Annotated in this window: 13 protein-coding genes; 8 read left to right on the top strand and 5 right to left on the bottom strand. The window is 67.0% G+C overall.

Annotated features, from left to right (window positions below):
* Positions 1–34: 34 nt before the first annotated feature.
* Positions 35–616, top strand: coding sequence for a hypothetical protein (locus EBN03_RS23990; RefSeq protein WP_233608588.1), 582 nt, complete (start codon positions 35–37; stop codon positions 614–616).
* Between the two features lie 94 nt (positions 617–710).
* Complete coding sequence (locus EBN03_RS23985) at positions 711–1238, top strand: DUF402 domain-containing protein (RefSeq protein ID WP_199742947.1); 528 nt, start codon at positions 711–713, stop codon at positions 1236–1238.
* Here EBN03_RS23985 and coaE read toward each other — a convergent pair.
* From coaE to rpsA, 3 genes are all read right to left on the bottom strand, one after another.
* Positions 1235–2422, bottom strand: a complete 1188-nt coding sequence (coaE, locus tag EBN03_RS23980) for a dephospho-CoA kinase (RefSeq protein WP_122190374.1) — start codon at positions 2420–2422, stop codon at positions 1235–1237. The genes EBN03_RS23985 and coaE overlap by 4 nt on opposite strands.
* Positions 2423–2887: 465 nt before the next feature.
* Positions 2888–4423: a phospholipase C gene (locus tag EBN03_RS23970; RefSeq protein WP_122190372.1), complete on the bottom strand. Its 1536-nt coding sequence runs from the start codon at positions 4421–4423 to the stop codon at positions 2888–2890.
* Between the two features lie 230 nt (positions 4424–4653).
* Positions 4654–6126, bottom strand: coding sequence for a 30S ribosomal protein S1 (rpsA, locus tag EBN03_RS23965; RefSeq protein ID WP_122190371.1), 1473 nt, complete (start codon positions 6124–6126; stop codon positions 4654–4656).
* Positions 6127–6405: 279 nt separating this feature from the next.
* Between rpsA and EBN03_RS23960 the strand changes: the two genes are divergently transcribed.
* Positions 6406–7278, top strand: a complete 873-nt coding sequence (locus EBN03_RS23960; RefSeq protein ID WP_122190370.1) for a class I SAM-dependent methyltransferase — start codon at positions 6406–6408, stop codon at positions 7276–7278.
* A 12-nt stretch (positions 7279–7290) separates the two neighbouring features.
* Here the strand turns inward: EBN03_RS23960 and EBN03_RS23955 are convergent, their stop codons facing one another.
* Complete coding sequence (locus EBN03_RS23955; RefSeq protein ID WP_199742940.1) at positions 7291–8040, bottom strand: hypothetical protein; 750 nt, start codon at positions 8038–8040, stop codon at positions 7291–7293.
* A gap of 282 nt (positions 8041–8322) precedes the next feature.
* On the opposite strand from EBN03_RS23955, the gene EBN03_RS23950 reads away from it, so the two are divergent.
* Together EBN03_RS23950 and EBN03_RS23945 are read left to right on the top strand one after the other, a co-directional pair.
* Positions 8323–8763 carry a hypothetical protein gene (locus tag EBN03_RS23950; RefSeq protein WP_122190369.1) on the top strand — a complete coding sequence of 147 codons (441 nt, stop codon included), beginning with the start codon at positions 8323–8325 and terminating at the stop codon, positions 8761–8763.
* Between the two features lie 30 nt (positions 8764–8793).
* Positions 8794–9243 (top strand): hypothetical protein, encoded by a 450-nt coding sequence (locus EBN03_RS23945; protein ID WP_122190368.1) that lies wholly within the window; start codon positions 8794–8796, stop codon positions 9241–9243.
* 81 nt (positions 9244–9324) lie between these two features.
* On the opposite strand, the gene EBN03_RS23940 is transcribed toward EBN03_RS23945, so the two are convergent.
* Positions 9325–9642, bottom strand: coding sequence for a BBE domain-containing protein (locus EBN03_RS23940; protein WP_158675725.1), 318 nt, complete (start codon positions 9640–9642; stop codon positions 9325–9327).
* A 104-nt stretch (positions 9643–9746) separates the two neighbouring features.
* Between EBN03_RS23940 and EBN03_RS23935 the strand changes: the two genes are divergently transcribed.
* From EBN03_RS23935 to EBN03_RS23925, 3 genes are read left to right on the top strand one after another with little or no spacing between them, the layout of a single operon-like run.
* Complete coding sequence (locus tag EBN03_RS23935) at positions 9747–10139, top strand: WXG100 family type VII secretion target (RefSeq protein WP_122190366.1); 393 nt, start codon at positions 9747–9749, stop codon at positions 10137–10139.
* On the top strand, positions 10139–10438 hold the full coding sequence (locus EBN03_RS23930; protein ID WP_122190365.1) for a WXG100 family type VII secretion target: 300 nt from the start codon (positions 10139–10141) through the stop codon (positions 10436–10438). The genes EBN03_RS23935 and EBN03_RS23930 overlap by 1 nt, the downstream gene beginning before the upstream one ends.
* 4 nt (positions 10439–10442) lie before the next feature.
* Positions 10443–11921 (top strand): ADP-ribosyltransferase, encoded by a 1479-nt coding sequence (locus EBN03_RS23925; RefSeq protein WP_122190364.1) that lies wholly within the window; start codon positions 10443–10445, stop codon positions 11919–11921.
* Positions 11922–11924 lie beyond the last annotated feature (3 nt).

The raw sequence follows: 11924 nt of genomic DNA, 5'->3' as shown, positions 1-11924 counted from the left end.
CCAGAAGGGCAGTGCGGTGACCATATTCCATCCATTGCGCAGCACCACGGCCCAGCCTCCCGCGGCCGCCTCTGCCACGCAGACCACGGCAATCGACGGGAAGACGCCGATCACGGCCCACCGGCCCCGTGTCGAATACTTCGACACCGCCGATCTGACCGGGACCGACGCCCACGGCTATGTCCACTCGGTCGAGGACTGTCACGCCACGCCGTGGGGTCTCAAGGTGACCCTGCGCACGCCGGCCCCACCGCACCGGTACACCGAGTCGTGGCTGCTACCCGCGCTGTCGCTGCGGGTGACCGTGCAGCACGCCGGCGCCGCGCACGAACGTGACCAGGCCCATCACCTGGAGATCGGCGAGATCACCCAGGTCGAGCCGCATCGCTGGCGTGCGGTCGACCACTATCTGCGCATCGAGGCCCGCAACGGCCGGGCACCGCGGATGAGCGGTGTGGACGAGCTGCTGGCCGCGCACGCCGCCGGCTACGTCGACAGCGCCCAGACGCAGCGGATCATCGAGCATGGCAATGCCGTGGTCGCCGGGATCGCGGCCCACGGGCACAATCTGGACCGCTGGCTGGCGGGTCACAAGGTCGCGCTCACCTGGCTGTAACCACGGCCCGACCGGCCGCTCGTCCGTCGTCTCGGTGGAGGCCCGGGCGGGCGGCCGCTACATTCGGTACATGACGCGCGCAGCGGCCGTGGACCTGCACAAGCCGAAGGTCGAGTACTTCGACCTCGCGGCACTCACCAATACCGACCCGAAGGGCAACGTCCGGCAGGTCGAGGAGTACCGACTGGAACCGTTCGGCCTGTACATGGCCCGCCCGGCACCCGGCCACCCGAACTTCCACTACCTCGAGTCCTGGTTCCTGCCCGGACTGTCCTTGCGCGCCACCATCTTCCACTTCACCCAGCAGGAACGATGGGACCAGGACTACTACCTCGACATCGGCGAGTTCGGCCCGGACGGTGACGGCCACTGGCGCTCGGTCGACCACTACCTCGACATCCTGGTGCGTACCGGCCGCACGTCGGTGCTGCTCGACGTCGACGAGCTGCTCGCCGCGCACGCCGCCGGCTATCTCGACGCGGCGGCCGCGGAACGGGCGGTGAACGTGGCCACCACCGCGATCGAGGGCATCGCGAGCCATGGGCACAGTTTCGAGAACTGGCTGGCCGCCCAGGGCATCACCCTGGACTGGAAGCAACCGCCGAAGCCGGTCTCGAACTAGCGCGTGTCAGCCCAGGCCAGGACCCGCGGGTACACCTCGTCGAACCAGGGTCCCTCGACGGCCAGATACTCCGCGATCGCCGCGGACCCGGTCAGCCCGGCCGCCGCGGCCTCGGCCTTGCGCTCGACGGCCGAATACTCCTCGCGGGCCGCCGGATCCACGCGCAGCCAGTCCCGGAACTCGAGCGCGAAGCGCTGGCCCGGCGAACCCTCCACGCGCACATGCACATTCACCGCACGGCCCGGGTCGGCGTTGACGTGCACGCGCTTCTCCCACGCCGCCGGGTCGGTGCCGGGCTTCGGGTCGTCGGCGCGGATGTCGTCGAGCCGCGGGAATCCGGCGGCGGCCAGCGCGTCCGCGATCCCGTCGGCGGCGGCCCAGTCGGCGACGGTGATCTGCAGGTCGATGACGTCCTCGGCCGCCAGCCCGGGCACCGCGGTCGACCCGATGTGGTCGATGCGCCGGGCCTCGGCGCCGCACACCAGCGCGATCCGCCCGCGCAGCCGCTCGGCCGCGTCCGGCCAGGCCGGGTCCGACGCCACCAGCCGGATCGCGCCGCGGGGCGCCCGCTCCCGGTTGCGCAGGTTGCGTTCGAACGGCACCAGCCGCTCGTGCCACAGCGCGTCCACCTGCGGCAACAGGTCGTCCGCGCCGGCGTTGTTGTCCAGCAGCACGTCGGCGGCGGCGCGGCGCTGGTCGTCGGTGGCCTGGACGTCGATGCGGGCCATGGCGTCGGCGGGGCTGATCCCCCGGAACTCCTCCAGGCGCCGCAGGCGCAGCGGCAGGTCCGCCTGCACGATCACCACCAGGTTCATCAGCGCGCCCAGCCGGTTCTCCACCAGCAGCGGAATGTCCTGCACCACAATCGCGTCCGCGGGGGCGGCGGCGATCAGCTCGGCGGTCCGCTGCCCGACCAGCGGATGGGTGATCCCGTTGAGCGTGGCGCGCGCCTCGTCGTCGGCGAAGGCGACCGCGGCCAGCGCGGGCCGGTTCAGGCTGCCGTCCGCGGCGAGGATACCGGCACCGAACGCGGACACCAGGGCGGCCAGCCCGGGCGTGCCGGGGGCGACCACCTCGCGGGCGATGGCGTCGCCGTCGACGAGGATCGCGCCTCGTTCGACGAGGGCCCGCGCCACGGTCGATTTGCCCGCTCCCATGCCTCCGCTGAGGCCGATTCGCAACATGCGGTCCAGTCTCGCATCCGACCGCCGGGCCGAAAACCGTGGGCGGTTTGCCCGAAGGTTCCGGATTATCAGACCGACGGTCGGAATACACTCCGACACGCCCATAGAACAGTTGCCCAATATGCGCTGAGTCGCACTTTTGTTCCGCTAGTGTTCGCGGCAGGCGATCCTTGCCCAACCACAAGCAAAGGAACACCATTGCGTACCAAAAACATCCAGACGGGTCGCCACCGACTGGGCTACCCCGGAACCAGGCACTGCATCGAAATCCCTTTCGTCGCGGCACTGTTGGCCGCGAGCCGCGGTCGACTACACCTACGCACCCTGCTCAACCGGTCCCGGCATCGGGTCGTCAACCGGCGCATCGCCTTCCCGGTGCGCCGCTGGGTTCCGCACCCGGCTGGATGAGCGAAAACCCGCCTCGAGCATTCGAGGCGGGTTTCGCTTTTTTCGACGGTCGATCGCTCAGGCCCGGCCGAGTCCGCTCGGGCGGCGGCGGGTCCCCGGGTCCTGGATCGGCATCTGGTTCGGCGGAACCGGATACGGCGCACCGGCACCCGCGGTACCCAAGGCGATGTTCGGACCGCACTGCGCCCACGCGTCGTTCGCCTTCGGTCCCGGATCGGTGATCACCGGCTTGGCGGCATCGGGCGCCGAACCGAAGTCGAAGGCCGAGGTCATATCGCCGGTGACGCTGCGACGCCAGGCGGTCAGGTTCGGAACATCCACGCCGAAGCGGGTTTCCAGCAGCCGCAGCTGCGAGGTGTGGTCGAAGGTCTCCGAAGCCACCAGGCCGCCACGGGAATAGGGCGAGATCACCATGCACGGCACCCGGTAGCCCAGGCCGATCGGGCCCGGGTTGCCCTTGGCGGCCGGGACCCGGCCCAGGTCGACGGTGAGGAACTCGCCCGGGGTACCCGGCGGCGGGGTCGGCGGGGTGACGTGGTCGAAGAAGCCGCCGTGTTCGTCGTAGCTGACGATCAGCGCGGTCTTCTCCCACACCGCCGGGTTCGAGGTGAGGATGTCGAGGACCTGCATGATGCCGACCGCGCCCAGCGCCGAGGGCAGTGCCGGGTGCTCGCAGTTCAGCAGCGACGGGATCACCCACGACACCGACGGCAGCGTGCCGGCGGCGACGTCGGCGGCGAAGTCGCTCGGGTACACCGGCGCCTTGCCGCGGCGAGCCAGCTCGGAGGCCGGGTCGGCGGCCTGCTTGAAGCAGCCCATCATGCCGTCCATGATCACCGACGAGATCGGGCCGGCGTCGCGGTTGTTGTAGATCTTCCAGCTCACGCCGGCGTCGGAGAGGTTCTCCGGCATGGTCCGCCAGCTGTAGGCGTTCTGCGGGATGAGCGCGGGGGTCTCGACCAGCGGGCCACCGGCCAGGCCGTCGGGGTCGATGGTGCCCGACATCCAGTACAGGCGGTTCGGGTCGGTGGGGCCGAGCACCGAGCAGTGGTAACCGTCGAGCAGGGTGAAGGCGTTGGCGAGGTCCCAGTGCACCGGGATGTCGGCCTGGGTGTGGTAGCCCATCAGCGCGGGCGCGTTGCCGGCGCCGACGCTCTCGATGGACATCGGCATCCAGCCGTCGTTGGCGCCGTTGTTCCAAGCGGCGTGGGTACCGGCCCAGCTGTGGTCGGGGTCGTTGATGCATTCGCCGTCGAGGGTGGCACCGCGGGTGGTGTCGAGGCGGAAGGGCATCACGTAACCGTCGGCGGTCGGGCCGACGCCGGGCGCCCAGCCGCGCTGCTGCCACGACGGCGACGGGTCGTCGAAGCCACGCACACCGGACATGGTGCCGAAATAGTGGTCGAAGGAACGGTTCTCGTTCATCAGCAGCACGAAGTGCTCGATGTCGCCGAGACCGCCCATGCCGGCCGGATCGGCGGCGTAGGCGCGCTCGATGATCGGGCCCGCGAGCGAGTACAGCGAGGCAGCCCCGCCGGCCACCATGGCCTTGGCCAAGAAATCGCGCCGGTTGATGCCGTCGAAGACGCCCATGTTCGCGCTCGAATCCTTCCGGGAAAAGTGGTGGAAGTCCGGAACATTCCACAGAGTCGCGGCAGACGCTACCGGACGGTTCGTCGAGTAGCCACTGCTTGCGGCACGATTCGGCAGAATTTGGTCAGCCGTCCACTTTCCCGAGACTTTTTGGTTCGCAACGACAAAGAGCCCCGGTCCGTTCGGACCGGGGCCTTCGTCGAAGCTATGCGATCAGGCGATCACGCGAATTACGCGTTGCCCGACAGCTTCTCGCGCAGGGCGGCGAGCTGCGCGTCGCTGGCCAGCGAACCGCCGGTCGACTCCGCGGCACCCGACGACGCCGCCGGGGCGCCGCTCTCGGAGGAGTAGTTGCCACCGGTGGGACCACCGTTGGCCGCCTCGGCAGCCGCGTCGGCCGCCATCTTCTCCATCTGAGCGGTGTGCATCTTGTGGCGACGCTCCGCCTCGGCGTAGCGGCCTTCCCACTCTTCGCGCTGCTTGTCGAAGCCCTCGAGCCACTCGTTGGTGTCGGGGTCGAAGCCCTCGGGGAAGATGTAGTTGCCCTGGTCGTCGTAGCTGTCGGCCATGCCGTACTTCGACGGGTCGAACTCGGCGTGGTAGTCCTCGTTCGCCTGCTTCAGCGACAGCGAGATCCGGCGACGCTCGAGGTCGATGTCGATGACCTTGACCATGGCGTCGTCGCCGACGGCCACGACCTGGTCCGGCACCTCGACGTGGCGCTCGGCCAGCTCGGAGATGTGGACCAGACCCTCGATGCCCTCCTCGACGCGCACGAACGCACCGAACGGAACGAGCTTGGTGACCTTACCCGGGACGATCTGGCCGATCGCGTGGGTCCGGGCGAACTGACGCCACGGGTCTTCCTGAGTCGCCTTGAGCGACAGCGAGACACGCTCGCGGTCCAGGTCGACGTCGAGCACCTCGACGGTGACCTCCATGCCGACCTCGACGACCTCGGACGGGTGGTCGATGTGCTTCCAGGACAGCTCGGAGACGTGCACCAGACCGTCCACGCCACCCAGGTCCACGAAGGCACCGAAGTTGACGATGGAGGAGACCACACCCTTGCGGACCTGGCCCTTCTGCAGCTGGTGCAGGAACTCGCTGCGGACCTCGGACTGGGTCTGCTCGAGCCAGGCGCGGCGGGACAGGACCACGTTGTTGCGGTTCTTGTCCAGCTCGATGATCTTGGCCTCGATCTCCTTGCCGACGTACGGCTGGAGGTCGCGGACCCGGCGCATCTCGACCAGCGAGGCCGGGAGGAAGCCACGAAGGCCGATGTCGAGGATCAGACCGCCCTTGACGACCTCGATGACGGTGCCCTTGACGGCTTCGTCCTTCTCCTTGAGCTCCTCGATGGTGCCCCACGCACGCTCGTACTGCGCCCGCTTCTTCGAGAGGATCAGGCGGCCTTCCTTGTCCTCCTTGGTGAGAACGAGGGCCTCGACCTCATCACCCACGGAAACGACCTCGGACGGGTCGACATCGTGCTTGATGGAGAGCTCGCGGGACGGGATGACGCCTTCGGTCTTGTAACCGATGTCGAGCAGGACCTCGTCCCGGTCGACCTTGACGATCGTTCCTTCGACGATGTCGCCGTCGTTGAAGTACTTGATGGTCTTGTCGATGGCGGCGAGGAAGTCCTCGGCGGTGCCGATGTCGTTGACGGCTACCTGCGGCGAGGTGACGGTGGTGGGCATATGTGGGGTTGCTCCGGACGGATTGTGGTCGGCAGTGGACATGTGGGCTTTCAGTTTTTGCTGTGATCGCCACAGCGAGGAACTAACGTCGGTCATGCGCAGCGCAACGTTGCGTTAGCCGAACGCAGCTCATGGCATGGGTTCACAGCACGCAGGTGAACTCCAGCGTTCCGATACCAGTACCCAGAAGTACTGAAGACACTCGCGGAATCAGCGTACGCGACGGCCGTTCGACCAAGCAAACACGGGTACCGGCGGGTCGACCGCTAGCCTTTTCGCATGCCGGATGCACAGACACCCCTCACTCCCGAGGACCGCCACGCCGAGGCGAACGCCCTGCTCGGGACCATCGGCGGTGCCCGGGTCCGGGTCGATTCGGACGACAGCCGGCGCGCCAGCCGTCTCTGGTGGGACGCGGACGCGAATGCGTACCACGAGACGCACGCCGAATTCCTGGGCGTGGACTCCCCCGACGGCGAGTTCGTATGGTGCCCCGAGGGCATGCACGAGGGCGACTGGCACCTGCTCGGCGAGGTCGCCGGCCGCCGGGTGCTCGAGATCGGCTGCGGTTCGGCGCCGTGCGCGCGGTGGCTGGCCGCCCAGGGCGCGCATCCGGTCGGTCTGGACCTCTCGCGCGGCATGCTCGACCGGGGACTGCAGGCCATGGCACAGGGCGGCCCGCGGGTGCCGCTGGTCCAGGCCGACGCCGAGGCGCTGCCGTTCGCGAGCGAGAGCTTCGACCTGGCGTGCTCGGCCTTCGGCGCGGTCCCGTTCGTGGCCGACCCCGGGCAGGTGATGCGCGAGGTCGCGCGGGTTCTGAAGCCGGGCGGGCGCTGGGTCTTCTCGGTCAACCATCCGATGCGCTGGATCTTCCGCGACGACCCGGGCCCGGACGGGCTGGTCGCGGAGTTCCCGTACTTCGACCGCACGCCCTACGTCGAGGTCGACGGCGACGGCGTACCGACCTATGTCGAGCACCACCGAACCGTCGGCGACCGGGTGCGCGACATCGTCGGGGCGGGCCTGGTGCTGGTCGATTTGATCGAGCCGGACTGGCCGGAGTGGCTGGACCGGGAATGGGGTCAATGGAGTCCGTTGCGCGGCAAGATCTTTCCCGGCACCGCGATCTTCGTCACCGAGAAGCCGGCCTGACCGGCCGGTCGGTCACTGCAGTGCGGCGGCGGATCGCAGCGTGGGCAGCACGGCGGTCGAGTCGCCGAGTCCCGGCGCCGGTTGCGATTCGGCCGCCGCGTCGTCCTCGGCGTCGGCGGCCACGTTCGCCATCTCCTGGGTGGCGGCCTCTTGCTCCGCGCTCTCGGGCGTGGCGGCGGCCTCCGGGCCGGTGAATCCGGGGAGTGCCGCGAACCACGGGTCGATCTTGACGGTGCGGCTCAATTCGAGAATCCAGGCCCGCGCCCGGGTGAGCGGATGCGTCGGGAACATCGGGTCCCATCGCATGTCGTCGGCGGCATTGAACGGCAGCCGGCCGCGCAGCTCCGGTGCGTAGGGATGCGGCCGGAACATGTTCGCGAAACCGATCCGCGGGACCAGCGCGGCCTCCCGGGTCCCGGAACGACCGGTTTCCAGGCAGCGCAATTTCACGACCGCGCTCGCGGTGGCCTTGGGGATCACCAGACCGGCGGTGAATTGGAGTCCGCCGGGCGCGGGCGACTTCTCCAGGCGGAGCAGTGCCGGCTGGCCGTCGACGGTGATGACGTGCGCTTCGATCAGGCAGCCGGTCTCCGCCTGCTGGTGCGCGAGCGCTCGACGCAGCGCGTCGACGTCGTCCAGCGAGGCTGGGAGATCGGGCGGCAGATCGAAGAATGCGGTCGCGATCAGATCACCGGTGACGGGATTCCGCCAGGTGTCGCGATCGACCTGCTGCAACCCCCCGGTTTGAAACGCAATCGGCACAAGCCCACGGTACCCACTGTCGTGCGGAAAGAAACCGCCGGTTCGACGGGTGGAGAATCACATGTCTTCGCGACTGTGATTCGCGTTAAATTCGTAACTCCCATCCGGCGCCGCGGCTATTTGTGAATTACTTCCATTTCACAAATATCGCCGCATCGGCGCTCGGACGAGACCGTCGCACTGGCGCACGCGAGACGCGGCCCGCGAAACCCTGTCCCAGCCGGTCAGCATGTGAAATACTCCCGTTCCGAACGCGCCGGATGCAGGGAGAGACACCGCACGATGAACAATCAGCACGCCGCCACCCGCCTCCTCGGGCGGAGCGGCGCCACCTCGGCCGTAGCCATCCTGGCCGGGCTGGCCATGAGCGGCGCCCCCGCCGGCGCCTCGCCGCTGGACCCGACCCTCACCGTCGAGGGCACCCCCGAGGTCGGCTGCCCGCTGCTGATCACCGGACACGTCCCCACCGGCCCGTCGGACATGCTCATCGTCTTCGACAACGGCACCGAGACCATCGGCACCGCAACACCACCGATCGCCCGGCTCGTCGGCAGCCCCAACTTCGAGTGGACGCCCACCGAGCCCGGCACCCACGTGCTGACCTCGGTCATCAACGGCTATCTCTTCTCGGCCGCCGAGATCCCGGCGCCGGTGACCCTGGAGATCGCCCCGGCCGGCACCGAACCCTGCGCGGCCGTGCACCCCGGCCTGTCGCTGTCCTGACACAACCGTTTCGACCAGGAGAAGCTCGCCATGACCACCCGTAACACCCGCATCCTCGGCCTCGGCGTGCTCGGTGCCGCTGCCGCGCTGACCTCCGTCGTCGCCGCGCCCGGCGCCGACGCCGCGATGACCATCGGCCTCGCCCCCAACGCCGTCGCCACCTCGGGCTGCGCCACCACGATCGTCGCCTCGGGCGGCACCCCCGGCCAGACGCTCACCGTCACCGACAACGGCACCCCGCTCGGCGGCGTCAGCGCCGGCATCATCAGCCTCACCGGCGGCCTGACCCTCACCTGGCTGCCCGAGGGCGCGGGCGTCCACAACCTGGTCGCGACGTCCAACGGCGTCTCGGTGACCACCCCGATCACTGTGGCCGCCAACACCGGCGCCGGCAGCACCGGCTGCGGCCCGGCCAGCATGCTCAAGACCGGCCTCGCCTTCATCGGCTTCGGCAGCGTCGCCCCGTTCCTGGGCCTCTGATCGAGCACCGCCGGTGGGCCCGACCCACCGGCGGAACATGTTCCGGTACAACAGGTTTCGTGGTGAGCGGGACCGGCCCACTCACCGGATCGTGCGGTTGAACCGGAACAGGCTGGCCGGGTCCAGTTCCGACTTCAGCGCCACCAGGCGATCGTAGGTCCCCGCGTCGTATCCGGCGCGGGTCTGCGCCGGGCTCGCGTGCTCGGCGCCGCCGTAGACGAAGTTCAGGTGGTGGCCCAGAGTCCGCGGCGCCAAGGTCTTTCCGAGCAACTCGCGCCGCGACCACTCATCGGCGCTGGGCGCCGTGATCGCCCGCGCGACATACGCCACCGCCCGATGCCCGACCACGGTCTCGTGCTGCCCGGGCCGGCTCGGTGGGCCGAGTGTCCCTAAATCCACACGCCCCCAAGGAATCCACCGCCGCAGGGTGTGCTCTGGCTCACGCTGGTCAGCCCCAACCACGCAGACCAGAGAGTCCCTTTCGCCCTGTTAGCCTCTCTCCCATGGGCACACCAGGGGGAGCCACCGATCTGTCGATCGTTCCCGCGGAAGTTACGAAGCTCGGCAAGTTCGCGTACGACCTTGCGGACGTCTTGCGGAGTGCGCTGAGCACCGCGGGCCGCAAGGTCGACACCGTAACCACAAACAGCTGGAAGAGTCCTGCCGCCCAGAGTTTTGCCGCTGGATGGAGCGACTGCAGCGATGGTGGACACAAGATCATCGACGCGCTGGCAGACATGGCAGAGGCACTGGGGGTGACAGCGGCAACCTATGGCGCTCAAGATAATCAGTTCGCGGCCGATGTATCCAGCCTGAACCTGCCGCCGATCGAAGGGCCTAGGCTGCGGCCCGCAGCCCCCACGAACGCATCGCTGCTCGATCTTCCGGAGTCCTGATGACCGACAACATCGCCTACGATCTCGACGAACTCGACGATCTGGCTACACAGCTACACAATCTCGCCACATTCATCACCGAACATCTCGACACCCTGGACGCGAACGTTGCCGCCGTCCACACGGGCGGCGCCTGGGACGGCGCCGCAGCCGACGCCCATCACGATGCGCATGCCAAGTGGGCAGTGGCGGCAAGGGAATTCAACACGGGGATCGAGTCGATGCGGGATGCCGTCCGCAACGCACATACCCAGTACGCCGGCGCGCTGACAGCGAATACCTCGATGCTCAAGCTGTAGTCCGATGACCGTACATGTGAACCTACAGATCTATACGGACGCTGCAAATAGTCTGACGAAGATCGGCACCGGACTAGAGACCGCAATCGACAAGCTGTGGAAGGCGCTGCAGAAGACCGACGGAATGGCGGGCACGAGCGATGCGGCCAAAAAATGGGCTACCAGCTACGATTCGCGTGCTGCGAGCGTCCTGGACAACGCCCATAAACTCGCGCAGACCCTTCCTTATTTTGCATCACTGATAGCAACAGCCGGATACAACCATGCTATTTCAGACTATAACTCTACCAACCCGCCCCAAGGAACGGCGCCGACACCGCCACCGACCGTCGACCAACCTGTGCCTCTTTGCTGGACCCCACCACCATCCGCAGGTGGTCCGGGAAACGGGCTGGTCTCGATCTCCCAGCTTATGCAGTATATTCACGTCCACATCCCGGACGGCGATACCGATAAGCTGACGAAGGCTCACGATGCCTGGTACGGGTTCAACCAGGACACTATCGTTTCGAATATCCACTCCGACATACAAAAGATCATAGATTCGTTCAAGACCGTTCAATCACCAGAGATTGAAGATCTGATGGAGGGGCTCAGTCGCCTAGCCGATGCAGGCTGGAAACTGTGCGGAGGCTCGAATCAGCTCCTTAGTGAATGCGCCTCACACAAGAACGCACTGAAAGACCTTCGTGACCGGATCGATCGAGCAGTCCGGCAGTTGGACGAGATGTTGGCAGGCCAGCTCGCAGTCACTATCCTCGCTGCCGTCGTCACCGCCGGCGCTGGCCTGGCTCTGAGCGGTGCGGATGCGGCGCTCTCTGCGGACGAGGTGATCGCTACCGCGGGTCGCGTGACCGAAGCGGTCGCAGCCGTCGACGTGGACTCGCTGATGACTACTGCCGCAGGTACAGAGGACTCCCTAGCCGATGTCGGTGGCAGCCTCGATAAATTAGGCGCTCTCACTCGGACAGAGATCGAAGCAGAAGTCGACGGCACATCGACCGCCGGGTCATTGCTACCCAAGTTGACCGCAGAGGACGAGGCGGTCATTAACAAGTATACTTTGGCAGATAAGACATCGCCTACCGGATATTACCAACTTAATGCCGCACTGAGAGGTGGAACGCTAGATGCGGATCAAGCAGCAATGACAAGCGATCTGAACGCAGCCCTGAGCAAGCTGCCGGACCACAGCGGAGTCGTATTTCGTGGCACCGACCTTCCACAGAGCGCAATCGATAACTACGTCGAAGGACAAGTCGTTACGGAAAAGCAGTTCTTTAGCACGAGCAGTGATCCAAATAAATCCTTCCCAGGGAACACGCAGTTCGAGGTAATCTCCCTTACAGGCAAGGAGATTTCCCCTTATTCGTCTTTCCCGGAAGACGAAGTACTCTTTAGATCGAACACAAACTTCTATGTCGCATCAAATGTAACCGATCCAGTCACCGGAATAACTCACATCAAGCTGATCGAGAGGTAGCCT

The sequence above is a fragment of the Nocardia stercoris genome (genome assembly GCF_003696265.1).
GTDB lineage: Bacteria > Actinomycetota > Actinomycetes > Mycobacteriales > Mycobacteriaceae > Nocardia > Nocardia stercoris.
This window is presented reverse-complemented; position numbering and strand designations above follow the sequence as displayed.